Source organism: Wolbachia endosymbiont (group A) of Pipizella viduata (assembly GCF_964028555.1).
Classification (GTDB): domain Bacteria; phylum Pseudomonadota; class Alphaproteobacteria; order Rickettsiales; family Anaplasmataceae; genus Wolbachia.
Genome location: NZ_OZ034787.1, coordinates 427,314 through 453,464 on the forward strand (window position 1 = coordinate 427,314; position 26,151 = coordinate 453,464).

At 35.6% G+C, this 26,151-nt stretch carries 17 protein-coding genes and 1 tRNA gene; 13 read left to right on the top strand and 5 right to left on the bottom strand.

From position 1 onward, the window contains the following. Positions 1-8 precede the first annotated feature (8 nt). The 3 genes from ABWU50_RS01975 to lpdA all read left to right on the top strand — a co-directional run bounded on the left by ABWU50_RS01975 (position 9) and on the right by lpdA (position 5,310). Complete coding sequence (locus tag ABWU50_RS01975) at positions 9-617, top strand: SCO family protein (protein ID WP_341822766.1); 609 nt, start codon at positions 9-11, stop codon at positions 615-617. A gap of 216 nt (positions 618-833) precedes the next feature. Continuing rightward, positions 834-3,221 (top strand): DNA topoisomerase (ATP-hydrolyzing) subunit B, encoded by a 2,388-nt coding sequence (gene gyrB / locus ABWU50_RS01980; protein WP_353276113.1) that lies wholly within the window; start codon positions 834-836, stop codon positions 3,219-3,221. A gap of 703 nt (positions 3,222-3,924) precedes the next feature. After that, on the top strand, positions 3,925-5,310 hold the full coding sequence (lpdA, locus tag ABWU50_RS01985) for a dihydrolipoyl dehydrogenase (RefSeq protein ID WP_341822764.1): 1,386 nt from the start codon (positions 3,925-3,927) through the stop codon (positions 5,308-5,310). Position 5,311: 1 nt separating this feature from the next. Here the strand turns inward: lpdA and ABWU50_RS01990 are convergent, their stop codons facing one another. After that, entirely contained in the window at positions 5,312-5,704 is a 393-nt protein-coding gene (locus ABWU50_RS01990) for a hypothetical protein (protein ID WP_264688321.1), read from the bottom strand. Between the two features lie 69 nt (positions 5,705-5,773). Here ABWU50_RS01990 and murG point away from each other — a divergent pair, with 69 nt between their 5' ends. Next, entirely contained in the window at positions 5,774-6,805 is a 1,032-nt protein-coding gene (gene murG, locus ABWU50_RS01995; RefSeq protein WP_353276114.1) for an undecaprenyldiphospho-muramoylpentapeptide beta-N-acetylglucosaminyltransferase, read from the top strand. On the opposite strand, the gene gshB is transcribed toward murG, so the two are convergent. Further along, positions 6,790-7,719 carry a glutathione synthase gene (gene gshB / locus ABWU50_RS02000; RefSeq protein ID WP_353276115.1) on the bottom strand — a complete coding sequence of 310 codons (930 nt, stop codon included), beginning with the start codon at positions 7,717-7,719 and terminating at the stop codon, positions 6,790-6,792. The genes murG and gshB overlap by 16 nt on opposite strands. A 60-nt stretch (positions 7,720-7,779) precedes the next feature. Continuing rightward, entirely contained in the window at positions 7,780-8,376 is a 597-nt protein-coding gene (locus ABWU50_RS02005) for a BON domain-containing protein (protein ID WP_064124795.1), read from the bottom strand. Positions 8,377-8,516: 140 nt separating this feature from the next. Here ABWU50_RS02005 and ABWU50_RS02010 point away from each other — a divergent pair. The 6 genes from ABWU50_RS02010 (at position 8,517) to ABWU50_RS02035 (ending at position 15,956) form a co-directional block, all read left to right on the top strand. Then, positions 8,517-8,598: transfer RNA gene (locus ABWU50_RS02010), tRNA-Leu, on the top strand. Between the two features lie 158 nt (positions 8,599-8,756). Continuing rightward, positions 8,757-10,091: a trigger factor gene (gene tig / locus ABWU50_RS02015; protein WP_264688507.1), complete on the top strand. Its 1,335-nt coding sequence runs from the start codon at positions 8,757-8,759 to the stop codon at positions 10,089-10,091. Positions 10,092-10,102: 11 nt separating this feature from the next. Continuing rightward, the gene (gene clpP / locus ABWU50_RS02020; protein WP_353276116.1) at positions 10,103-10,729 is read left to right on the top strand and encodes an ATP-dependent Clp endopeptidase proteolytic subunit ClpP; all 627 of its coding nucleotides are present in this window, start codon (positions 10,103-10,105) and stop codon (positions 10,727-10,729) included. Then, positions 10,729-12,006 (top strand): ATP-dependent Clp protease ATP-binding subunit ClpX, encoded by a 1,278-nt coding sequence (gene clpX, locus ABWU50_RS02025; RefSeq protein ID WP_353276117.1) that lies wholly within the window; start codon positions 10,729-10,731, stop codon positions 12,004-12,006. Before clpP ends, clpX begins: the two co-directional genes overlap by 1 nt. A 15-nt stretch (positions 12,007-12,021) precedes the next feature. Then, positions 12,022-14,475 carry an endopeptidase La gene (gene lon, locus ABWU50_RS02030; RefSeq protein WP_353276118.1) on the top strand — a complete coding sequence of 818 codons (2,454 nt, stop codon included), beginning with the start codon at positions 12,022-12,024 and terminating at the stop codon, positions 14,473-14,475. Positions 14,476-14,660: 185 nt separating this feature from the next. Continuing rightward, on the top strand, positions 14,661-15,956 hold the full coding sequence (locus tag ABWU50_RS02035) for a cbb3-type cytochrome c oxidase subunit I (RefSeq protein ID WP_353276119.1): 1,296 nt from the start codon (positions 14,661-14,663) through the stop codon (positions 15,954-15,956). A gap of 675 nt (positions 15,957-16,631) precedes the next feature. On the opposite strand, the gene ABWU50_RS02040 is transcribed toward ABWU50_RS02035, so the two are convergent. Continuing rightward, on the bottom strand, positions 16,632-18,284 hold the full coding sequence (locus tag ABWU50_RS02040) for a hypothetical protein (protein ID WP_353276120.1): 1,653 nt from the start codon (positions 18,282-18,284) through the stop codon (positions 16,632-16,634). 130 nt (positions 18,285-18,414) lie between these two features. On the opposite strand from ABWU50_RS02040, the gene ABWU50_RS02045 reads away from it, so the two are divergent. Next, entirely contained in the window at positions 18,415-19,770 is a 1,356-nt protein-coding gene (locus tag ABWU50_RS02045; protein WP_353276121.1) for a phosphomannomutase/phosphoglucomutase, read from the top strand. A 361-nt stretch (positions 19,771-20,131) separates the two neighbouring features. Beyond that, positions 20,132-22,813 (top strand): pyruvate, phosphate dikinase, encoded by a 2,682-nt coding sequence (ppdK, locus tag ABWU50_RS02050; RefSeq protein ID WP_353276318.1) that lies wholly within the window; start codon positions 20,132-20,134, stop codon positions 22,811-22,813. Positions 22,814-23,718: 905 nt separating this feature from the next. Here the strand turns inward: ppdK and ABWU50_RS02055 are convergent. Continuing rightward, entirely contained in the window at positions 23,719-25,014 is a 1,296-nt protein-coding gene (locus ABWU50_RS02055; protein WP_353276122.1) for a Na+/H+ antiporter NhaC family protein, read from the bottom strand. 175 nt (positions 25,015-25,189) lie between these two features. Here ABWU50_RS02055 and ABWU50_RS02060 point away from each other — a divergent pair, with 175 nt between their 5' ends. Then, positions 25,190-26,149 (top strand): RluA family pseudouridine synthase, encoded by a 960-nt coding sequence (locus ABWU50_RS02060; protein ID WP_353276123.1) that lies wholly within the window; start codon positions 25,190-25,192, stop codon positions 26,147-26,149. Positions 26,150-26,151 lie beyond the last annotated feature (2 nt).

The window sequence follows — 26,151 nt, forward strand, 5'->3', positions numbered from 1 at the left end:
GCATTCTAATGGTAAGGTTTATAAGATTGTTATCTAATGTGCTAGCAGCATTAGCAGTTGTTTTTTTAGGTTATTGTTATTTCACTAAAAAAGGCATATTTGCCCCGGCAGCGATTCACAACGCGGAAGTTAAGATAGGCGGAGATTTTTCTTTAATTAATCAGGACGGACAGATTCTGCGCAGTAGTGATTTTAAAGATAAATACATGATGATTTTCTTTGGATTTTCCTCATGTAAAAGAATTTGTCCTATGAACCTTGGGATAATTTCAGAAACACTTGCAAAGTTAGATGAGAAAACTACCAACAAGCTACAAACATTCTTCATCACAGTTGATCCTGAGCGCGATAGCACGGAAAGACTTAAAGAATTTCAGCAGCAATTTGACCATAGAATACAAATGTTAACTGGTGAAAGAGAAAAAATAGACGAAGTAGTTGCGAAATATAAAGTATATGCAAGCAAAGTAGACGGAGAAGAAGAAATCAACCATTCTTCGATAATATATCTTATTGGCCCTGGAGGAAAATATGTTACACACTTTGCAGCTGATTTAAATTCAGACGAAAGTCAATCTGATAAGATTTTGGCTGAGATAAGAAAATACGTAAACTGAATTATAGATTTTTCTGTTAATTAGTCGAGCACGCAACTGCATGAGCATTATAATTTAATCTCCACCGGGAAGACGCATTGGAATGACACTATTTGCTGTCTTCAAAAATAAGCATTCGTAAAGTTGTGCTTTTAACATGGGTTATCAGTTTAAAAATGTTGCTAACTAGTATATCTGAATGTAACATCAATTAACGTGTATAAATGAAGCAATCTAATGGAAAATAGTTATAATGCCGATGCAATAAAAATCTTAAGGGGTCTTGATGCTGTAAGGAAACGTCCAGGTATGTACATTGGTGACACTGACGATGGATCTGGCTTGCACCACATGGTATATGAGGTTGTTGACAACGCAATAGATGAATCTTTAGCTGGATATTGTGATAAAATTGAAGTTAGCATAAATAAAGATGGTTCAGTATCTGTAACTGATAATGGTCGTGGCATTCCAACTGACCTTCATGAAGAAGAAGGAATATCAGCAGCAGAGGTAATAATGACTCAACTCCATGCTGGTGGTAAATTTGACAGTAATACCTATAAAGTTTCTGGGGGATTACATGGTGTTGGAATCTCAGTTGTGAATGCATTATCAAGCTGGTTGGAATTAACTATTTGGCGCAATAAGAAAGAACACTTTATGCGCTTTGAAGATGGTGAGTCTATTGAACCTTTAAAGGTAGTCAACGAAAATACAAACAAAAGAGGAACTAAAGTCACGTTCATGCCATCAACAGAGACTTTTAATGGCATTAATTTCAGTTACTCAACGCTTGAAAGTCGTATAAGAGAATTAGCATTTTTAAATTCAAATATCGACATTACTTTACATGATCTGCGCAATGAACCATATACAGAATCTCATTTCAATCAGAGCAATCAATCTAAAGACAATTTTGGTACAGCGAATTTTGTGCGGTACTTAGATAAGAATAAGACACATGTAACTAAAATTGCCAGTATGAAAGGAGATGCAGAAGATCTTGGCATCAGCTTGGAAATATCGATGGAATGGAATGATTCCTACTATGAACATATGTTATGCTTCACGAATAATATAAGGCAACGAGATGGTGGTACGCATTTGGCAGGATTTAGATCCGCTTTAACCAGATGTATCAATAACTATGCAACTAATGAAGGGTTTTTAAAGAAAGCAAAAGTAAATTTAACTGGAGAGGACGTTAGAGAAGGTTTAACTTGTGTTTTATCTCTCAAGATGCCTGATCCTAAGTTTTCTTCACAAACAAAAGATAAACTAGTTAGTTCTGAAGCGCGTACAGTTGTGGAGAGCATAGTTTCTGATAAATTGAGCACAATCCTTGAAACTGATCCCAAATTGGCAGCAAGTATAGTAGAAAGAGCAATCAGATCAGCAAAAGGAAGAGAAGCCGCAAGAAAAGCACGAGAGTTAGTTAAAAGCAAAAACAATATTGATATTGCAACTCTGCCAGGAAAGCTTGCTGATTGCCAGGAAAAAGCCCCTGAGTTATCGGAATTATTTATAGTAGAGGGTAATTCAGCAGGTGGTACTGCAAAGCAGGGGCGTAATCGTAAAACACAAGCAGTGCTTGCCTTAAGAGGAAAAATTCTAAACGTAGAACGTGTAAGTTTAGATCGTATTTTTTCATCTGCAGAAATAGGCTCTTTAATTACTGCAATTGGTGCTGGAATAGGGAGTGAACACTTCAATATTGAAAAAGCTAGATATCATAAAATTATCATCATGACAGATGCAGATGTTGATGGTTCACATATAAGAACTTTGATTCTAACTTTCTTTTTTAGACATATGCGTGAAGTTATTGAAAAAGGCTACTTATACATAGCACAGCCACCCCTTTATAAAGTTACAAAGAATGCTAAAGACACTTATATTAAAGATGACGAAACTTTTGAAGAGTATATAATAAACTCAGCAGTTAAAAGATTAACACTAAGTGGTACAGCTACAGAATTTAACGACTTGCGCCTTATTTTGAATAAATGCGTTAGCATTTCTAATATTAGCAAAAATTATGATAGAGAAATACCACAAAATCTCTTAGAGTCATTGCTAATTTTAAGCAAAAAGAATGCTCTATCATCGGCTGATGAGATATTAAAGTATTTAAAATTAATGTACAGTGAATATACTTGGGAAGTAGAAATAAAGGATGAAGAAAAAGAAATTCACATCTCTAAATTATTTCAAGGATTGGCAGACAAATATATATTTGCACTTAGTATGCTTGAAGGCAAAGATATGCAAAACATATTAAGTTTGCTTGATGGTATAAGTAATTTATTTAATGGTGATTCATTTTTAAAGTCACAAGAAACTGAAATAAAAATCACTTCTCCAAGTACGCTTGCAAAAATAATAATGGACTATGGTAAAAAAGGTTTAACTCTGCAGAGATTTAAAGGTCTTGGTGAAATGAATGCTGATCAGCTATGGGATACTACGTTAAATCCTGAGGCTAGAACTTTATTGAAGGTTGAAATAAAAGATTGTGAAGAAGCTGATTCCATATTTTCAATATTAATGGGTGATATAGTTGAACCACGCCGTGACTTTATTAATAGCAATGCACTCAACGTGCATGATGTTGATATTTGAACTTTTAGCAAAATGTACGAACGTTACGGGTTTAAGCAAAAACTGTGTCATTCAAGTAGCTGATACTGGAACCTTATCGTCATGCCACCGCAAACCGTCATACCGCCGCAGCGCTAACACGTAGCGGGATGAAGGTTTTCAGGGTAGCTGTCATCCGAGTAGCTTGACTACTTGGATCCAGAAAACTTAACTCTACACCAAGTAAATGTACAATAAGAACTAGATTCCAGACTGGAATGACATCATAGGGGCACTGGGATGACAAAAAAAGGAGCGCTGACCATTTTCGGTCTCTTAAGTTACTTTAGCCATAAATACTTAAGAAATTTACCAAATAAAAAAAAGGCAAAAGAAGCCCCATGGTGCGAGTTTTGACTCTATATTACTGTAAGTGGCGCTGTAATAATGTGCTAACGCTTAAAATAAGCGCGATTTGGCTGAATGTAGAAAAAATAAAAAAGACATGCAGCCGCTATAATTTTATGTAATCCGCCAATAAATACCTGAGTTTTTTACTGAATTTTGTCATTGAGCCTGCAGGTCAAAAACAAGTTTTGAGTCATAAATACGCTTATTGTCATGATAAGGGGGCTGGCGGAGTTTGTCAAGCAAGTTTTTTCGTTTCTATGTTGTCAGCTACCTGAATATTGATCATACGGGTTCCATCTGTTATATATAATCTTTTTGAATACGAAGAAAACTGATGAATGAGTATGATATTACGGTTATAGGTAGCGGTCCTGGTGGTTATATAGCAGCAATTAGGGCGGCACAGCTTGGGTTTAAAACTGCAATTGTAGAAAAAGAAAAAAATTTAGGCGGTATATGCTTAAATTGGGGATGTATACCAACAAAATCACTACTTAGAGCATCTGAGGTTTATAGGCTAATAAAAAGATCAAAAGAGTTTGGTATAGAAGTAAAGGGAGCGAGTTTTGATATACAATCAATAGTGAAATACTCAAGAAACGTTGTTGATAAATTGTCAAGCGGTGTTGCATATTTGATGAAAAAAAATAACATCAAAGTTCATCAAGGCTTTGGTAAACTTGCAGGCAATAGTACTATAAAAGTTGCTGGCGATAAGGAAGAACAAGAAATTGTTTCCAAACATATCATTTTAGCAACAGGAGTGAGGGCACGGAATCTGCCTGAAATAGAGGCAGATGGAGATTTAATATGGAATGCGCAGCACGCTATGACTCCAGAGAGATTACCAAAATCACTACTAATCATAGGGTCTGGTGCAATTGGAATAGAATTTGCAAGTTTTTATAGTACTTTGGGGGTTGATGTAACAATCATAGAGATAAAGAGCACTATTTTGCCGCTGGAAGATAAAGACATTTCGGGCCTAGCAGAAGAAATATTCACAAAACAGGGGATAAAAATATATACAAACAGTAGCGTAAAAGCTCTTACTAAAAGTAAAGACTCTGCTCAAGTGCTACTAAGTAGTGGCGAGAGCAAAGAATTTGATAGGGTGATTGTTGCGGTTGGAATTCAAGCAAATATTGAAAATATAGGTTTAGAAAATACAAAAATTAAATTAAGCCCTTCTGGTTTTATTGAAATGAATGAATGGTATGAAACTAGTGAATCAAATGTGTATGCAATAGGTGATGTAGCTGGCCCACCATGTTTAGCACATAAAGCGAGCCATGAAGCTGTGATCTGCGTTGAAAAGATTGCTGGTAAAAGTGCTCATGCGTTAAAAAAAGAATGCATACCAAATTGCACTTATTCTCATCCACAAATAGCGAGCATCGGCCTTACTGAGGAACAGGCAATAAGAGGTGGGTATGATGTAAAAATAGGAAAATTTCACTCTAACTTTAATGGTAAGTCTATTGCACTCAGTGAAACTGAAGGGTTAGTGAAAACAATTATAGACAAAAAGACAGGCGAACTTCTGGGTAGCCACATGATAGGTGCAGAAGTAACGGAGTTAATTAGCAATTTTGCTCTTGCAAAGCAACTAGAAGGAACAGACTTCGACATAAAATCTACGATTTTTCCTCATCCAACCATTTCAGAGATGATACACGAATCAGTGCTTGCTGCAGATGATGAGTCGTTAAATAGTTGAACTAACGTTCCATCGTTTTAGAGTTGTCAATGTCTTGGGTAGTAGTTTGATTAGGCACTTTAGTTTCAATAGATTGATTACCACCAGCATCAGAATTCTGTAACTCTTCTTTCAATCCCTTAGCTGCTTCTTTAACTTTAAGCTTTGCCTTTGGATGAAGATCTTCTGGGCCTTTTCCTTTAGTATCCAAACCTTGTTGTAGATTAGTGCTTTTCATTTTATTATGCTGCTCGTGCTCAGGTAGGTCAACAACCGAATTGAAAAGAATTTTTATTATATTTTTTAGCAGTTCTAAAAAACCTCCGCTTCTGCCTTCTCTTTGTTCTTGAGGTTTATTTTTCTCATTAGGTTCTTTTTTACTATTACTTTTAGGCATTTTTAACTCAACTATCATAAAGCTTAATAAAATTCTACGTGCAAATTATTAAATAACAGTTAACAATCTAGGATTCATTATTTACAGATGGATATTATTTTAGCAACAGGTGGCACAGGTGGGCATATCTTTCCGGCCATAGCCTTAGCAAAAGCACTAAAGACACAAGGATACAATTGCATATTATTCACTGATAAAAAAACAAATAAAAATATCGACATAGAAAGCTATATTTTACCATTACTTAGACCAAGCGGCAACAAATTTAAGTTTTTCCTTTTATTAATGTATAGTTGTGTGCTAGCAATATATAAAATCAGAAAATTGAAGCCAAGATTAGTAATTGGTTTTGGTAGCTATGCTTCTTTTCCAACTCTTCTTGCAGCAAGGGTTCTTTCTATACCTATAATTTTACATGAACAAAATACAGTTTTAGGAAGAGTAAATAGATTCTTTTTTAAGAGTGCAAAATTAATTGCAACCAGCTTTCCGGAGACTAAATATACAGAAGGTAATAAATGTATTTTTACAGGAAATTTTATTGATATAAAAGCACAGAGCCATTCTAGCACTGAGAAAGCCCTAAACATATTAGTCATAGCAGGTAGCCAAGGTGCAAATTTTTTTGATGATGTAGTAAGCAGCGTAATTTGTAATTTGCCTATTAAAATGAAAAAGAAAATTAGAGTGACGCAGCAATGTACGAAGAAAAATGTAAACAAGGTCAAGAGTCTATACAAAAGTGAAAAGATCGATTGTGAATTGAGTGAATTTTTTGATGATATGGAAAATAGATTGGCCAATGCTCACTTGGTAATTAGCAGAGCAGGAGCAACTTCAATAGCAGAGATCACTCTTGCTAGGCGCGCTGCTATATACATTCCTTACCCTGACTCAAAAGATAATCACCAATTTTATAACGCAAAATATATTGAAGATTCGGGAGCAGCTATAATAGTTGAGCAGAATAGTGAAGCAAAAAAAAATCTAACAGAGGTACTATTTGATCTATTAAATAATTCTCAAAAATTGCGTGATATGACCAATAATACAAAAAAAACAGGGATAAAGAATGGGACTACTGAGTTTGTTAAGGTAATTGTTCACAGGTTTAGTTGATGGCTGCTTGCTTTTTCTTCAAACACATCCCAAAGGTCTTTTTCTAGCGATATATTATATAATTTATTGATATAAACCACTCCCGTGGGTGAAGTTGTGTTAATTTCGAGCAGGAAGTCATCTATAATATCAATACCAACAAATATTAGCCCCCTTTTCTTTAATTCAGGACCAATTTTGTTACATATTTCATTGTCTCTATCGTTCATTTGAGCGGGCTCAAAACTTGCTCCAAGTCGCATGTTTGTTCTGATCTCTCCACTGATTTTTGGAACTCGTTTCATTACTCCAATTGGTTGACCATAAAGTAGCAATATTCTTTTATCTTTATCTATGTTTTTACAAAATGATTGCGCAATTACAGGACATTCATATTTTGCTATCATGAGATCCACTACCACTTGAATGCTGTTTTCATCTCGTATTCTTATTACATCGTTTCCTCCATAACTATACAACGGCTTCAGAATAATATCTTGATAGTTGTGGTAGAAATCTCTAATCATCGATATATTTTCAGTGATCAAAGTCGGCGGAATTAGCTCTGGAAATAATGAAGTTATCAATTTTTCAGGACAATTTCTTATTTCTGTTGGATTGTTAATTACCAATGCGCTGGTTTTTTCTAAGATATAGGTTGTTGTAATGTAGCGCATATCAAAGGGTGGATCCTGTCTGATAAATATGATGTCCATTTCATTCAAGTTGATTGCTACATCCTCTTTAGAGATAAAACTAAAATCATCAGCGCTGACTTTCTGAGCAAGAGCAATTGGATGGTTTAGCTTTAGTGCTAAATTGTTAGGAGCATAGACAAAAACTTCGTGCTTCCTCCTTTGTGCTTCCTTTATTAGCACGAATGTAGTGTCAGTTTCAAAATTTATATTTTCATCCATCTGAAAGGCAACTTTCATTTATGTTCTCTACCTATTGTCACAACTGTACAAATGTTATAATTTGAAGGCGATTTTTGCCTAATGGCGTAATTTACTGTACTTATATCGTACATAACTTACAACTTGTTTTACTCCCTTTACTTTTCTTGCAATTGATATTACAGCTTTTAATTCCGCTTTATTTTGGGCTATACCCATCAAATAAACAACTCTATCAACCGTATTAACGCTATAATTAATTGATTTAATATTTCTTTTCCCCAGAAGTCTTGTTCTTATTTCCGCTGTTATCATGCCATCTACAGTAGTGTCTAGCATGGACGCCATTTGAATTGGTATTACTCTTATTTCATTTATCACTTCTTTAATTTCTTTTTGCTGCCAAGCTATTTTTTCTGCTGTAAGTTGTTTTTCAGGAGTGTCAACACTTCCAATGAGCAATACTCTTCCTTCACTTACTTTAACTTTTATGGATGAAAATAGCCCATGTTTTAAGAGCCCCTTATTAATTCTGATGACCATAGTCGTATCATCAATGATATTTCCCAAGGATTTGTCCTGCATTGTTATTGCTGTTGCTGTCGCTGTAGCCACTACACCACCTATTATAAGGGTTGTGCAACCACTTTGTGTAATCAAAAAAATTGCAAGTAAGAAGCTTGTTATTAATCTCATTATTGATTTTCAGGATTTAGAGCTTTCATTAAGAAATGTTAATAAGCTTTTTTGATTGTGTAAATACTATAAATTAAGTAAGACTTTAAACCTTGAATATTTTTAATGGAATACCTATAATAGGGTACTGAAAATTTCTTGCGGATATGGCGGAATTGGTAGACGTGCCAGGTTTAGGTCCTGGTGAGCTTGCTCGTGGGGGTTCAAGTCCCTCTATCCGCACTTTAAAGTCATGTAACTTAGGTTTTAAGGGAAAATTTATAATCACTGAATACACTTTTGTTTGTATAAAAACCTGTTCTTAAGGATTGTGTTTAACTTAGATTCTGGTAAAATGACTCTATTAAGATATGAATTAAAATGTTAATAAATGAATTATGATGTCTAATAATATACCTCAAAATACAGTCGAAGTAAGTAGCGTATATACCTACAAAGAGCTTAGTATAGATAAACTAAAGTATGAGTATGAAATCACAGTTGGTAGTGATTATATAAAACAAAAGGTAAATTCCAGGTTGCAAGAGATAGCAGAAAATGCAAAATCACCTGGGTTTAGGGCTGGAAAGATGCCCTATGACCTTGTTGTTGCAAATTATAAAAACGAAGCTTTGGAATATGTGATAAATAATACAATTGATTATTGCTCAAGTGATTTGATGAAAAAAATTGAAGTCAAGTCTCACATTTATCCTAAGGTTGATGTTATATCATTACCAGATCTGGGCAAAGAAAATGAGGAGGGCAATTTTGTATACAAGCTATCTTTTGAGTCGATGCCTGAAGTACCGATGATAGATCTTGACAAAATAAACTTAAAGAAAATTGAAGCAAAGATTGAAGAGGAAGATATAAAAGAATTTATTGATTCTATTAAAACAAAGTTCCCCAATTTCGCCTCTGTTGATGATGCTTCTTATCAAGCGAAAGATGGGGATAAATTGATAATTGATTTTGAAGGGCGGATTAGGAATAAGCTCTTTCAGGGTGGAAGTAGCAAAAATTTTGCCGTTAATTTAGGGTCTGGCACATTTATTAATGGTTTTGAAGATCAATTAACTGGTATGAAAAAGGGAGAAACAAAGGACTTTAAGTTGCAATTTCCTGAAAATTACCAAGCCATTTCACTTGCAGGACAGGAAGCTGATTTTTCTGTGCGAGTTAATGAGATTCAAATTGCCAAAGATTTTGAAAATGATGATGAAATAGCTAGGAGTATTGGTTTTAAAGATTATTCTTTGCTAATAAGTCATGCAAAAAAAATGATTGGTGATCAGTGCACCGAAATGAGAAATCTCTTAATTAAAAAGGAGCTATTTGATTATTTGGATGCTAATTATAGTTTTGATTTACCCACAGACATAGTAAAACAGGAGCAACAAAGAATGGAAGGAGAACTGGGTGCTCAAAATGATTCTTGTAAAGAAGCTGAAAAACGTGTAAAGCTTGCTATGTTATTTATGAAATTTAGTGCAGAAAATAAAATATCATTAACTCAAAATGATGTTTTGAATGTTATTGTAAATCAATATGTCAGTAAGGATGTACCGTTTGACAGAGTACTTAAGCATTTTGAATCAAATAAACAATTTCAAGAATTAGTTAGAGGGCAAGCGCTTGAGTATAAAGTGACAGATTATATAATAGAAAAAGTTAGTAAAGAAGAGCAGATTATTTCTGTGAAAGAATTAAAGGAATTGTTTGGTAATATTTAATAGGAAAAGGTATGACTCTTATACCAATTGTAGTTGAACAAACTAGTCGCGGTGAGCGCGCTTATGACATATATTCAAGACTAGTGAAAGAAAGAATAATTTTCGTAACAGGTCCTATTGAGGACAACATGGCCAGTGTAATAGTAGCACAGCTTTTATTTTTAGAATCGGAAAATCCCGATAAAGACATTTGTATGTACATCAACTCACCAGGTGGTGTTGTAACTGCTGGTTTGTCGATCTACGATACAGTGCAGTATATAAACCCAGACGTTTCAACTTTATGTATAGGTCAAGCTGCGTCTATGGGTTCCTTATTGCTTGCATCTGGTACAAAAGGTAAGCGCTACTCTCTACCTCATTCAAGAATTATGATACATCAGCCATCTGGTGGTTATCATGGTCAAGCAACTGATATAGAAATACATGCTAATGAAATTTTGCGAGTTAAGAAAAAACTAAATCAAATTTATGAAAAACATACTGGAAATTCACTGAAGAAAATTGAAGGAATGATGGAAAGAGATAAATTCATGGATCCTGAAGAAGCAAGGAAAATTGGCTTAATTGACAGGGTGATAGCTGAGCGTACAGATATTGAAATTGAAAATATTAAAGTTAAACAAAAGGTGGGTTAATGGATAACAATAATGATTTACACTACTGTTCTTTTTGCAACAAGGCGCAAGATGAAGTAGATAAATTGATTACTAACTCCTCGGATGGTTTAAAGGTGTTTATTTGTAATGAGTGCATAGAATTATCCCATAAAGCAATAAGTCAAAAGAAAGATAGATCTTTTAATTCAGATCGTATATCTGATATGAAGCTATTACTAAAGAAACCTGAGGATATAAAAAATTTTCTCAGCAAGCATGTTGTAGGTCAAGAACACGCGCAACACGTTTTATCTGTAGCTATGTATAACCATTGTCAATCCATGGTACAATTTCATGCTATAAGTGATATTGAAATCGAGAAGTCAAATATAATGCTTATTGGTCCCACTGGTTCTGGTAAGACTTTGCTAGCCAAAACACTTGCTAAAGTTTCAGATGTGCCATTTGCCATGGCTGATGCGACAACTTTAACTGAGGCAGGTTATGTGGGTGATGATGTAGAAAGTGTGTTGTCGCGTTTATTACAAGCTGCAAATTATGACGTTGCAAAAGCACAGCGTGGTATAGTGTTTATAGATGAAATAGACAAGATTACAAGAAAATCTGAAAGCACTTCAATAACCCGTGACGTTTCAGGTGAAGGGGTCCAGCAAGCTCTGCTTAAGATTATGGAGGGTACAGTTGCTTATGTTCCGCCACAAGGAGGGCGAAAACACCCACAACAAGAGTTTATACAAGTGGATACTAGTAACATACTATTTATTTGTGGAGGAGCTTTTGAAGGCCTCGATAAGATTATTGAAGCGAGAAAAAAGGGAACGTCAGTTGGCTTTGGAGCAGATATAAGTCAGTCTAAAGAGCAAAAGAAAAAGAATGCTTTACATGATGTTCAACCTGAAGATTTAATCAAATTCGGTTTAATACCCGAATTTGTAGGGCGGGTTCCAATAACTGCTGTTTTAGATGAGTTGGATCATGAAGATTTAATACATGTGTTGACAGAGCCAAGGAATGCACTAATAAAACAGTACAAAGCATTGCTTGCGTTTAGCAAAGTAAACCTTGAGTTTTCAGATGAAGCAATATCAGCTATTGCTAAAAAGGCTGTAAGCTATAAAACAGGTGCAAGAATGTTACGTGCTATCTTGGAGTCACTTTTGCTTGACGTTATGTATACAGCTGGAAACGGAGATTTTGAAGGTAGCACTATAGTAATCACTAAGAAAATGGTAGAATTAGGAAAAGCAACGGTTAATCATAATAATAATGGCAATGTTATAACGGTTAATGATTAATTTGAGGCATATATTATGAACATTGAACGTGCTGTGAGCTCTAGTTTTACTGCATTGCCAGTATTACCTTTAAGAGATGTAGTAATTTTTCCAAATATAATGGTGCCTTTATTCATAGGCAGAGAAAAATCTGTTAATGCACTAGAATATGCAACAAGTAGTAGTAGTCACCAAAATGAGATTTTTCTTGTAGCACAGAAAGATGGCTCTGTTGATAATCCGGAGCCAGAAGATCTTTATGAAGTAGGTGTGTTAGCAAACATTATACAACCATTAATAAAATTGCCTGACAATGCAGTAAAAGTTATAATCCGGGGGATAAGAAGGGGAAGAGTTGTAGAATATATTAGCTCTCATACTTTATTACAAGCCAGGGTAGAGTTAGACAATCATTATAAAGAAGATGAAGACAATATTGATTTAGAAGCTTTAAGGCGATCTGTTATAGACGCGTTCGATAGCTGGTGTAAGCTAAACAAGAAAAATCAGCCTGAAGTTGCCATTAACCCCATTGATCAAATCAAAGAAGTTGATCAACTTGTAGACACGGTAGCTTCACATTTAAATATAAAAGTATCGGATAAACAAAGCATACTTGAGGCTTATGACCCAAAAGAGCGTTTAAAAAAAGCTTTTGCTTTTATTGAGGGAGAAATAAGTATTTTGAACGCACAAAACCGTTTATATAAGACAATTAAATCGCAAGTTGAAAGCACTCAGAAAGTTTACTACCTTAACGAGCAATTGAAAGCTATACAGAAAGAATTAGACGAATTTGAGAATGGTGATGAAGGGAATATACTCAATGAATTTGAAAAAAAGATAAATGAAACAAAGCTTTCTCAGGAAGCAAGAGAGAAAGCTATAACTGATTTGAAGAGATACAAGAAAATGAATCCCATTTCTCCTGAAGCTACAGTTATATCTAGTTACTTGCATTGGTTACTTGATTTGCCGTGGGGAAAGTACAAAGATGCAAAAATTAACTTAAATGCAGCTAAGAAAATCTTAGATGAAAATCATTATGGCCTAGAGAAAGTAAAAGATAGGATAATAGAATTTTTAGCAGTATTAAAAAGAGTAAAAGAGATAAAAGGTCCTATACTTTGCTTGGTTGGACCGCCAGGTGTTGGTAAAACTTCTTTAGCTAAGTCTATGGCAGGAGCAGTAGGAAGAGATTTTGTTCGCATAGCTCTTGGTGGTGTGCGTGATGAGTCCGAGATACGAGGGCATAGGAAAACTTATATTGGCTCAATGCCTGGTAAAATTATTCAACATATGAAAAAAGCTAATTCATGCAACCCGCTTTTTCTGCTTGATGAAATAGATAAGATGGGTTCTGATTCGCGTGGCGATCCTGCATCTGCATTACTTGAGGTTTTAGATACTGAGCACAATAAACACTTTACGGATCATTACTTGGAAGTTGAGTTTGATCTTTCAAGTGTAATGTTTGTAGCTACGGCAAACAGCTTAAATTTGCCACATCCTTTGCGTGATAGGATGGAAATTATACAATTGTCCGGGTATACTGAAGATGAAAAAATCAGTATTACTACACACCACCTTATTCCGAAGTTAAAGAAGGAGCATGGTTTGTATCAGAAGGAATGGGACATAACTAATGAGGCGTTATACAAGTTGATACGTTTATATACACGTGAAAGTGGTGTGCGGAGTATGGAAAGGGAGCTTGCAAAGCTCATGAGAAAGGCAGTTAAAGAAATATTGACTGATAAAAATAAGAAAATATCCGTAGGGGTTGACAATTTACAAGATTATTTAGGGGTACGTAAATATACCTTTGGTATTGCAGAAAATGAGAGTTTAGTGGGAGTAGTAACTGGGCTTGCCTATACTGAAACAGGTGGTGATATTTTGATGATAGAATCAGTCCTAATTCCGGGCAAGGGAGAAATAAAATACACAGGAAAGCTTGGAGAGGTTATGCAAGAATCTATAAAAGCTGCGTATAGTTATATTCGATCAAATTGTTTGTTTTTTGGTATAAAGCCCGAAAAATTCCAAAATAATGATATACATTTGCATGTACCTGAGGGTGCTGTACCAAAAGATGGCCCTTCTGCTGGCGGCGCGGTATGTACGTCTATTGTTTCTCTTATGACAAATATACCAGTTAACAAAAATGTTGCTATGACAGGCGAAGTGACATTGCGTGGTAGAGTTTTAGCTATTGGGGGCTTGAGAGAAAAGTTACTTGCAGCGCTCAGAGGATCAATCAAAACTGTGATTATACCAAGTGAAAATGAGAAAGATATGCAAGAGATTCCTGCAAGCATCAAAGAGGGGATCAACGTAGTTTTTGCTAAGAATATTGATGAAGTTATGAAAGTTGCTTTAATGCACCCTACTACTCCAATTGATGGTGATGATAATCAAAATAGTGTGTCTTCCTCTATAGAAAATAAAGATGATACTTTTCCTATGTCGGAAACATTGAAGCATTAGATTAAGAAGATATTATACAATCTCCATTTCTCTTTTGTCCGGCAAAAATCCACTAACTTGTGCATTCCATAAGGATATGACCTGCTTTGCTGTGATATTATTCATCAATGCCAATTAATTTGAAAAATTTATAGCGCTTTATATTATAATACTTTATCAATCAAAAATAAAAAGAGAAAATGACCGTGCTCAACATACAAAATAACGCTACACTTTGCAAACAGTGGATATTCTTAGCAGTATGTGCCCTTGCTTGCTCTGGATTGTTGTCAATAATTGTTATTTTTTTACGATTGCCTTTTATCTCCTCTCTCGTTCCTTCTGCACAATATATCTTTGATAATGCGCTGGTGATACACGTGAATTTGTCAATTTTGGTGTGGATGTGCTCTATAATATCTCTGCTCTTTATCATAAACCTACAAAATACCAATAGTTGGTTTAACTTTTCATGGGTTCTATCAACCCTTTCGATGCTGCTGATGTTTATATCCGCATTCGTTCCAAACACTGAAGTTATCAAAAGTAACTATATTCCCGTGTTACAAAACAAATTATTCTTATTTGGTCTTGGTTTGTTTACCACCAGTATATTAGTAAATGCAATGCTAGCATACACATCAAAAAAAGAGGTTTCATTTCTCTCTGTGGGGCAAGTTGGGCTGGTTATTACACTTGTTTCGTCATTTCTTTGCTTTGTTTTAGCATATCAAAATATGCCTCCAGGTCTATATCACTCAGATAAGAATTTGTTTTACGAATATCTCTTTTGGGGAGGCGGACATTTATTGCAGTTTGCTTTTACTCAAGGAATGTTTTTAGTCTATTTAATAATGTTAAGCGATGCTAGTTTAGCTTCAAGCAATAAAATTACTATTTTACCACTATTTATAAACACAATTTTGGCTATGGGTGCATCGTTTATATATTTTGTTTATCCAATTGATAGCGCCAAGTTAATACAGTTTTTTACTTGGCATATGAGAATTGCTGGAGCAGTTTTGCCGTGCTTTTTGATAATATTAGTGTGCTGCAACATCAGGACTTTTACTAATGATAAAAGCAACTATTTATTACATTCATTTTTATTGTTCATTTATGGAGATGTGCTTGGAGTGCTGACTATTGAAGGAAATGTCACCATTCCCGCTCATTATCATGGTTCTGTAGTTGGGATCACTATAGCTTTTATGAATTTCATTTATTGGCTGTTACCTAAATTAAACTTTAAAGAGGTAAAAAGTTCCATGGTAAGATTACAGATTTATGCGTACAGTGTGGGGCATTTTCTCCATATTACTGGACTTGTATGGCTTGGTGGATATGGTGCCTTAAGAAAAGTTGCAGATCTGCCAAGTATTTCATCAATGTTGGCACGTGCTTGTTTTATTGCGGGTGGAGCTATATCAGTTATTGGTGGAATGTTGTTCGTAATAATTGTGCTTTTACACCTGTTAAAACGCAAAGCGCGTACCAACTAACCCATAGAAACGAAAAAACTTACTTGATAAACTCCGCCAGGCCCCTTATTGTAGTAGTAAGGGTATTTATAACTCATTGTTTTTGACCTGCAGGCTCAATGACAAAATTCAGTAAAAAACTCAGGGTATTTATTAGCGGATTACATAAAATTATAGCGGCTGCATGTCTTTTTTATTTTTTCTACATTCAGTCAAATCGCGCTTATTTTAAGCGTTAGCACATTATTACAGCGCCACTTACAGTAATATAGAGTCAAAACTCGCACCACGGGGCTTCTTTTGCCTTTTTTTTCTGCTTGGTAAATTTCTTAATGTTTGTAGCTAAAGCAATTTAAGAGACCGAAAATGGTGTCATTCCAGCGCGTGACGCTGGAATCTAGTCTTTATTATGCAGCCACTTATTTAAAGTTAAGTTTTCTGGATCCAAGTAGTCAAGCTACTCGGATTACACCTTGACAATCGTCATCCTGCTACGTGTTAGCGGATGAGATACCGCGAATGAATCGCGGTATGACGTAGGATTGCTGTCATCCCGCTGCTTGTTAGCGGGATCTATGTGAGATACTGCGGCAGTGTGACGGTTCGCGGCGGAATGACGATAACCTCATCATCCTGCTACGTGTTAGCGCCATGGCGGTACGACGTCTTAGCTATAGTTAACAATAGAAGCAAAACTCATCCTTTTGAAAGAGGAGGAGATTTTTCTTGATCCTCAGCGGGGATTGATTTTGGATCTGATAATTCTGTATTTACCTTGATTGGCTCTAATGGAGTTTTCTGCTCTTCCGGTTTATCGTCTGGAATTGGAACAGGCCAATCCATAATGTTTTGCGGTATAACTTCTGCTTCTTTAGCTTCTTTTTGACCTGTTGAAGATGGTGTATCAACTCCTGCATTTTTAGTAACTTCTTGTTTTAGTTGTTTATTTTCTTCTTGTAATTGCTTTAAATTTTTCTTTAACTCGTCAATCTCTCTTATTTTTTGTTTTAATTGTTCAGATATAGTTAGTTTGTCTCTAGTCAATTTTTTGTTTTCTTGTCTTAACCCACTAGCTATTCTGCTTGAGTTGTTGTTTACAGCTTGTATACCTTGGTCTTGCTGCTGCATGCTTGTTCCTCTACTTTCATATTCAACTTCAGTTTGAGTTGCCTGACCTTTTTCCTGCTGTAATATGTTCTGCAGTTGCTCTAGACTCTCTTTGACAGACTTTAACTCTTCTTGTAACATGTCTTCCTTTTCTTTATAACTCTCTTCGAGTTCCGCAAGTATGGATTTTAAGGAGTCACGTTCTAATCTTAGATCCTCAAGCTGCTTTGCCTGCGCTGCAAAATATTTAGCAAATGTTTCTTTTTCTTTCTCTAATTCCTCAATTTCGTCTACTTCACCTTTTGCTCCTTCTTGTTCATGCTCTTCTTCATCACTAGACATATCATCCTCAAATATTTCATCTTCATCACTAAATTCACTAACACTAGAGAAAGAACTTTTACGTGAAGAAGGTGTGCTAGGAGAGGAATACCCACTGCTGCTTGGTGTAGGTGACTGTGGTGATATATGTGGATCTTTTGTAAATATTTCCTCTGCTGGTACTTGCTGATCGTCTACACTCCTGGACATGTCAGTAAAAGCTTGATGCAGAGTTTTTCCATTGATAAAAACTTCTTTATTCTGCTCAACTAATTTTAATATTTTATCTTTTGTTTCCTCTGGTGTGAACTTTAAATCACCAAACTTTGGCTCACCAATGACACTTTGTATACCACTAGAATCCAATTTTACGATCATGCTACAGTCTATGCTGTTGCCTTCAGAATCTTTAGCCTGCCAGTTAATGGTCATTTCACATGAGCTTGAACCAGTAAAATCATAGTGCCTTTCGCTGCCTTTTTTGGTCGCAGTTATTTGACTATCTTTCTCTAAAGATATGTTATAAACCTTACCTTCTCTGCTGGCTCTTAAAATATTGCTAATTTCTATTGGTTTTTCTTCATTTTCAAATCTAATTTTGAAGTCGTTATCTTTTGTTGAATACGCTAAGAAATTTTGACCAGGCAGAGACGACTTAAGTTCTTTATGCATTGTGTTTATTGATTGCTCAAATTTTTGGAACTCCTTTTCCCACTTTAAATTTATCTGTCCTGTAATGTCCTCATCTTTGCGTAAAGGACCAATAAAGTACCAGATTAAATTTTCTTCCTCCAGTCTTTTAATAAAATCCTGAAGATCGTTGCAAGATTCAATGACACTTAGAATATCATTTTTCTTCTGTTCATCTACATTTAGACTTTGATTCTCAGCTATAAATACATTTTCGTTTTCCTGTGGCATAATTTTGCATCTTTAAAAAGTATACTATAATATTAACAGATTTTTTTAAAAAATCAACTAATCGTTGAGTAAATAAACTTGAGCACTTGTCCACTATGCTATATAGTAGTTACTCCTTAAGCAGTGCAGTATGGACAATAGCATTATAAGAAAATACGATATTAGAGGTATAGTAGGCAAAGATTTGCAGATTAATGATGGGTACGAGATAGGTAGAAAGTTTGGCCAAACCGTAGCTAGTGTTTGTGTTGGCTACGACAGCAGAATAGATTCACCAGGTATAGAAAGAGAATTAATTAGGGGCTTAACTTTATCTGGAGCAAATGTTATACGTGTTGGACTATGCTCGTCACCTATGCTCTACGCTGCAACGCAAATCACGCGGGCGGATCTTGGTATCATAATAACTGCCTCTCATAACCCCAGCGAATATAATGGCTTTAAATTTTTTAGTAATAAAAAAGTCTTCTCAGATCAAGAGATAAAGGAAATTATAAGCAATCCAATTAAAGACAGTACAAGAATTGGAAGCTTAATTAACATAAATATATATAGTGAGTACATTCGCATATTAAAAAGTGCAGTGAAGAATAATACTACACAGAAATTAAAAATAGCCTGGGATTGTGGAAATAGTCCAGCAAGTGGAATTATAAGGTGTATTGAAAAGATCTTGCCTGGTCATACGCATATCGTAACCAATAACTCTATAGATGGGGCATTTCCACTGCATGATCCAGATCCCATAGAGGAAAAAAACCTCGCTCAATTAATTGACATTGTGAAGGAATATGGATGTGATCTTGGCATTGCGCTAGATGGCGATAGCGATAGGGTGCGCTTAATTGATAATAAAGGCAACGTTGTTTCCAATGACCATTTATTTATAATTTTTGCACGTGAAGTGCTGGAGGAATATCCAGAAAGCAAAGTTATTGCCAACGTAAAAATGAGTATGAAGGTGCATGATTTTGTTAGTAAGTTAGGAGGGCAAGTTATTACCTGCGCTACTGGACATTCACTAGTTAAGAAGAAGATGGTAGAGGAAGAGGCAAAGTTTGCTGGTGAGTTAAGCGGGCACTTCTTCTTTTCTGAGCTAGGTTTTGATGATGGGCTATATTCTGCTGTTAAAGCAGTTGACATTTTGCTTAAGAAAAACCAAAGCCTATCTCAGGTGATTGAGGATTTACCGAAGTTATATATCACTCATGAAGTAAAGATTGTAGTGAAAGATGAGAAAAAATTTCAAATAATTGAATCAATAAAGAAAACACTAGAGCAGCAAAATATTGTATTTTCAGATCTTGACGGTGTTAAGGTAAATGATAACGATAATAAAGGTTGGTGGCTCCTTAGAGCATCAAATACACAAAACTGCATTACAGCAAGATGCGAAGGAGATACCTTAGAAGGTTTTGAACTTACTAAAAAGGTTTTGTTCCATTACATTGATGAAGCAAGGTCTTTAAATTGTAGCTGCTCATAGAAAAATTAATCCTATCTCTTAAATAGAGCCACTTAGGGTGGCTGCTCCTGAAACCCGATTTCGAAGGGCCTTCCTTCATCTTCAATAAAACAAACATTACTTTGTTTGTTACTGCAGCACACCATTATTCTTAGGGTTGAAAAACTTAGAAAGAGCCATAAAAAAATTTTTAAATATATCTTTATATTATATATTCTTATTGATAATAATTTGTCATCTTTTTTGTTAACTTTACTGATGTTGCCGGAAGGAACGTTGTTGCCAAATTTTGTAAAATTTATTATCCTAAGGTTTCAAGTCCTCACAGGTTTATTGGAACTATATGTACAATGTGTTTATCAGTGAAAATCCGGAGAAAATGATGGGGGAAAAGTTAATACATTACTTTAGCCAGGGTAAATGCGAAGGCAATGCAGAAATGAAAAATCTGTTGGGAGGAAAGGGAGCAAATTTAGCAGAAATGTGCAATGTTGGCATTCCTGTTCCACCTGGTTTCACAATTTCCACCTCTGTTTGTCAGGCCTACTGTCAGGATAATGAATTGTCTAACGACCTACGTAACGAGATTAAAAACTACATGGCGATGCTCGAAAATGACATCGGTTGTAAATTCGGGGATTTAAATAACCCCTTATTAGTTTCAATACGCTCTGGTAGTGTTAGTTCAATGCCGGGCATGCTTGATACTATTTTAAATGTTGGTTTAAATGATGAAACAGTTATTGGGCTTGCAAAAAAAAGTGGAGAACGTTTTGCCTATGATAGCTACTGCCGTTTCATCATGATGTACTCCAATGTTGTACTACAGCTTGACCATCACCTATTTCAAGATGTTGTTGATAATAAGCAGCAAAAGAGTGGAGCAAAAAGCTTAGCTGATCTTGATGTTGATGTTTTAAAGAGAATTGTTAACAATTTCAAAAGGATAGTATATGAAAAAACTGAGAAACATTTTTCGCAGAACGTTGAAGAGCAATTGTTAAACTCAGTTAATGCAGTATTTACCTCTTGGAAAAATGATAGGGCTGTTTCTTATAGAAGAATACATAACATTCCTGAAAACCTTGGAACAGCGGTCAACGTGCAAGCAATGGTTTTCGGTAATTTAAATGATAATTCTGCAACTGGTGTGATATTTACACGAAATCCTTCAACTGGAGAAAAAAAGCTTTTTGGTGAGTTTTTGGTTAATGCTCAGGGTGAGGATGTGGTTTCTGGTGTTTATACTCCTATGCCAATTGACGGAGAGCAAGAAAACACCATGGAGAAGTTGCTGCCAAGTGTCTACCGAGAATTATGTGTGGTATGTGAAAAACTTGAAAGGCATTATAAAGACATGCAGGATATCGAATTTACTGTGCAGGAGGGTAAGTTATGGATTTTGCAGACTAGGTCTGGCAAGCGCACGGCTGAAGCTGCTATTCGCATAATAGTTGATATGGTAAACGAAGGAACGATTACAAAAGAAGAAGGAATATTGAGAATTGATCCAAAAACTTTTGACAATTTATTGCATCCAGTTCTTGACGTTAAGAGTGACCAAAAAGTAATAGGGAAGGGACTGCCGGCTTCTCCAGGGGTTGCTTCTGGATATGTAGTGTTTAGTGCAAGTGATGCTGAAAAAGCTGCAGAGCAGGGTAAAAAAGTGATTTTAGTAAGGTCAGAAACGAGTCCTGAAGATATTAATGGAATGAATGCTGCAAGTGGCATAGTAACAGCACGGGGAGGGATGACCTCGCATGCTGCTGTTGTAACCCGTGGAATGGGTAAGCCATGCATTTGCAGTGTAAGTGGACTTTATATCGATAAAGATGGAACTTTCTTTTCTGTGGGGGATACAAAAGTAAATAAAGGTGAACCAATTACCATCAACGGAGGAACAGGGGAGGTTATGCTTGGCATTCTTCCTACAATTTCACCTGAATTATCGCAAGAATTCAAAACGATAATCAACTGGATAGATGAAATCAAAACGGTCAAAGTGAGAGCGAACGCTGATACTCCAAAAGATACAAAAATTGCAAAAGAATTCGGTGCAGAAGGTATAGGTTTATGTCGCACAGAACATATGTTTTTCGCTAGTGATAGAATCGAATTCATTCAAAAGTTGATAATAGCTGACGATGAAAATGAAAGGGCAAATGCGCTCATTAAACTGGAAGAAATGCAAAAGTCTGATTTCAAAGAAATATTTTCTATTATGGAGGGTAGGGAAGTCACTATACGGTTGCTTGATCCACCCTTACATGAATTTTTACCCAATAATCAGTCTACTATAGGAAAAATCGCCAAATCACTTAGTAAGTCAGTTGAATCAGTAAAAAATAAAATAGCACAGTTGTCAGAAAAGAACCCAATGCTTGGCCATCGAGGTTGTAGACTTGCCATTTCTCATCCTGAAATATATAGCATGCAGATTAGGGCAATACTTAGTGCTGCAAATGAGCTAAAAAAGGAAAAAAGTGTAGAAATCAAGCCTGAGATCATGATCCCTTTTATAATGAATGAGAAAGAATTTATTCTGATATGCGAGCTAGCAAAGAAAGAATCCTCTGTCATCTCAGCTGGAATCCAGACGCAGATTCCAGCGTCACGCGCTGGAATGACATCAGACAAGGCTTATTCAATTGGAACGATGATAGAACTACCAAGAGCAGCACTGATTGCTGATAAGTTAGCAAAACATGCAGAGTTTTTTAGTTTTGGCACTAATGATTTAACGCAAACAACCATGGGACTTTCAAGAGATGATTCAGTTAATTTCCTCGATTCTTATAAGGAAAGCAATATATTTGACAATGATCCATTTGAAGTGCTGGACATCGAAGGGGTAGGGGAGTTAATCAAGATAGCCATTGAAAGAGGCAAAAAAACCCGAAAAGAAATAAAACTAGGTGTATGTGGAGAGCATGGAGCAGATCCAAAATCTATAGAGTTTCTCATCGAATCAGGGGTGGATTATGTTTCATGCTCACCCTATAGAGTACCGGTTGCAAAGTTAGTGGCAGCACAGTTTAGTGTAAAATCTAAGTTTGTTGGGTAAGTGAGAAATATAGCAATAATATAACCACTGGTGACTTTCCTCACTTAGACAACTGTGTCAAGCACTGGAATGACACCCTACTTAACCGTCATACCGCCGCGGCGCTAACACGTAGCGGGATGACGATTGTCAAGGTGTCATGAAAGTAGCTGACACTGGTTTCCATCCAAGAGAGTGTCATCCCAGTGCCCAGACACTGGTTCACTCTATAATGGCAGTGCCTCTATGATGTAAGGAATCCAGTTTTTATGCAATCTCATCAAGAACGTTGTGTTTTAACGTAAGGTTGGCTACTTTTACACTCACTAACTTAGCTGGATCCCAGTGTCTGGGCACTGGGATGACAAAAAAAGGAGCACTGGAATGACATCATAGGAGGCTACTTGGATGACAAAAAAAAGAGCGCTGACCATTTTTGGTCTCTTAAACTGCTTTAGCTATGAACATTAAGAAATTTACCAAACGAAAAAAAAGGCAAAAGAAGCCCTAGTCATTGTCTATTTTCAGTATTTGGCGTTTTTTAAGTCTTAAACACTGCAATTTAGCTGCTTTTAATTGCAACTAACCTACGCTGCAAATGTTTAAGAAATTTACTAAGTAGAAAAAAAGGCAAAAGAAACCCCGTGTTAGCTAGTTGTCACTCTCTAATCCTGCAAATTGGCATACTATACTGTCTTAAACGACTTATAAGCGCGTTTCAGCTTGTGTAGGTAAAAACCTAGAAATATTGTGAAGACATAAGGTGCACATAGTGCAAAAAATTAAAAATAAGACGCCAACCACGTTGTTTTCTTGCTGTTTAATCTGCACAGATGAAGATAACTGAATACCTTCAGTTTCATGATAAGGGGGCTGGCGGAGTTTGTCAAGTAATTCCGTTCCTTATGGGTAAAAAAAGAGAAACTTTAAGTTGCAGCCGCACAATGTTTCTCTTTTCTGCTGTTGATGATTATTTCGCCTATTGTAACTGCCGCTAGAATAAAGCAGTAATATACCTGTGTTAATAAAGAAACAGGTGATACAGAAGCTATACTTCCTGCTAGCAATAGTTGAGAACCATAAGGTAAGATGCCTTTTGTAGCACAAGCAAAAACATCTAATAAGTATGCACTGCGGTATGGTACAATATCGTGTTTCTGTGCGAGTCTTTTTGCAATGCCACCACTTAGTAAAATAGCAATGGTATTATTGGCAACTAAGGTAGTAAACATAGACGCAATTCCTGCTATCAAAAATTCAGCTTTAGTTTTTGTGATATTGCTTTCATCGATGAGTTTATGCAACGCTTTTTGACCTTGTTTGTACATTATATGGCTCAACCCACCGATAAATAGAGCAAATATTACTATTTCGTTTACTTTTTTGAAACCGTCGTACACGTCATGAAGAAATTGAACGATGGCATAGTCAAAAAAAGCTATTCCTAGCACACCAGCAATAATTATGTTTACAGTTATTGTTACTAAAGTGGTGACTTCAAGCAGCCCCATGATTATTAAAGAAATATAAGGAATAATTTTTATTATAGAATAATAATCTAAATTTGATATAGAAATAATTTTTGTACTACTTGAAATCACTGCCAGATAGGTGAGTGTTATAATACCTGCAGTAAATGCAACCTTAGAGTTTATTTTAAGTTTATCTTTTGCTGAAGCTCCCTGTGAAGAAACAGATGCAATGGTGGTATCAGATATCATTGAGAGGTTGTCACCAAACACGGCACCACCTACTACAGTTGCAGTTCCTATTTCAAGGCCAAAAGCTCCACTTTTTGCCAGATTAACAGCTATAGGTACCATCAGCGCAACAACTCCCATAGATGTACCAATTGCAGTTGAAATAAAAGCAGAAGCCAAAAATACTCCAGGCAGCATTAATCTTGCTGGAAGGAAATTAAGAATTAAATTAGCAACAGTGTCTGCGCTACCAATTGATTGAGTAACCGCAGAAAATGCTCCAGAAAATAAAAAAATTAAACACATAGTAAGGGTATTTTTGTCACCCATGCCCTTGATAACAGTATCGATGTTATGCTGAATTTTATTTGTACCACGTGAGACAGCAAAAAATAGCGCTGGTAACAAGCAGATTACTGGTGAAACCTGATGAAGCGGATTATCAGTTCCGATAAAAGAAAAATAAGCACCACTTCCAAGGTACAAGATTAAAAAAATAATCAAAGGGACAAAAGCTGTCATTTTACTGTACCTCAAACTTACGACTATAACTAATTAAGTGGTTTTAAGCAAGTTTGGTTTTCACTAGTTTTGCAGGAAGTTGACAGCAGAGTTTTAAACTTCATATTTAATCTACTAAATAAATAGCACATGTAGCCGAAGGGTTTATATCTTGTGATATACTTTATTTTATGTCATGCAAACAGTTGATATTAGCATACATCCAAATAAAGTAATGGAGAATATAAAAACCATATCAGTAAAAGACGATAACGTTAGGCTGGATAGGTACATCAGAAGAATCTTTCCTGATCTAAAGCAATCTGTAATTGAAAAATCTTTGAGGAAAGGGTTAATCAAAGTTGATGATTGCAAAGCAAAGTCTAGTGATAGAGTAAATTCTGGACAAACTATAACGCTGAAGCACTTGAATTATATTGAGAACGCTAATTCTGATCGCAAATATAATGAAAAGTTAGTGAATCTACTAAGAGAGAACATATTATATGAAGACGAATATATACTAGCTATAAACAAACCCGCAGGGGTCATCGTTCAAGGTGGCGTAAAAGTAAAGATTAGCATTAGTGATTTGCTTGACCAAATAAGAGAGGAAGAAACATTTAAAATTGTCCATAGGCTGGATAGAGATACGAGTGGAGTGATAATATTCGCACGCAGTGCTAGTGTTGCCAGATACCTTATGGAGGAATTTAAAGGACGAAGGGTAAAAAAAACTTACTTGGCATTGACTTCTGGCATACCGAGCAAGGATAGTGGAACAATAGACTATCCATTGGTGAAAAAATATGTTTCAGGTCAAGAAAAAGTGGTCGTTGATGAAAATTCACCTCAGAATGCCACTACGCATTTTTCAATTATAGCAAGGTTAGAACATAATGTCGCTTATTTAAAATTACAACCAATTACCGGCAGGACCCATCAGTTACGTGCACATTTAGCTCATATAAATTGCCCTATTCTTGGTGATGGTAAATACGGTGGTAAAAAAGCTTTTATTAATGGGGTAGCAAATAAAATTCACCTTCATTCGCATTCTTTATCTTTAAAATTACCAAGCAATAAAGAAATCACTATTACTGCTCCTATCCCTAAGCACATTGAAAAGTCTATTGAAGTGCTATTTTTCGACTGAAA

Coding starts and splice junctions, on each gene's coding strand:
- ABWU50_RS01975 (WP_341822766.1), top strand. CDS start 9: ATGGTAAGGTTTATAAGATTGTTATCTAATGTGCTAGCAGCATTAGCA.
- gyrB (WP_353276113.1), top strand. CDS start 834: ATGGAAAATAGTTATAATGCCGATGCAATAAAAATCTTAAGGGGTCTT.
- lpdA (WP_341822764.1), top strand. CDS start 3,925: ATGAATGAGTATGATATTACGGTTATAGGTAGCGGTCCTGGTGGTTAT.
- ABWU50_RS01990 (WP_264688321.1), bottom strand. CDS start 5,704: ATGATAGTTGAGTTAAAAATGCCTAAAAGTAATAGTAAAAAAGAACCT.
- murG (WP_353276114.1), top strand. CDS start 5,774: ATGGATATTATTTTAGCAACAGGTGGCACAGGTGGGCATATCTTTCCG.
- gshB (WP_353276115.1), bottom strand. CDS start 7,719: ATGAAAGTTGCCTTTCAGATGGATGAAAATATAAATTTTGAAACTGAC.
- ABWU50_RS02005 (WP_064124795.1), bottom strand. CDS start 8,376: ATGAGATTAATAACAAGCTTCTTACTTGCAATTTTTTTGATTACACAA.
- tig (WP_264688507.1), top strand. CDS start 8,757: ATGTCTAATAATATACCTCAAAATACAGTCGAAGTAAGTAGCGTATAT.
- clpP (WP_353276116.1), top strand. CDS start 10,103: ATGACTCTTATACCAATTGTAGTTGAACAAACTAGTCGCGGTGAGCGC.
- clpX (WP_353276117.1), top strand. CDS start 10,729: ATGGATAACAATAATGATTTACACTACTGTTCTTTTTGCAACAAGGCG.
- lon (WP_353276118.1), top strand. CDS start 12,022: ATGAACATTGAACGTGCTGTGAGCTCTAGTTTTACTGCATTGCCAGTA.
- ABWU50_RS02040 (WP_353276120.1), bottom strand. CDS start 18,284: ATGCCACAGGAAAACGAAAATGTATTTATAGCTGAGAATCAAAGTCTA.
- ABWU50_RS02045 (WP_353276121.1), top strand. CDS start 18,415: ATGGACAATAGCATTATAAGAAAATACGATATTAGAGGTATAGTAGGC.
- ppdK (WP_353276318.1), top strand. CDS start 20,132: ATGGGGGAAAAGTTAATACATTACTTTAGCCAGGGTAAATGCGAAGGC.
- ABWU50_RS02055 (WP_353276122.1), bottom strand. CDS start 25,014: ATGACAGCTTTTGTCCCTTTGATTATTTTTTTAATCTTGTACCTTGGA.
- ABWU50_RS02060 (WP_353276123.1), top strand. CDS start 25,190: ATGCAAACAGTTGATATTAGCATACATCCAAATAAAGTAATGGAGAAT.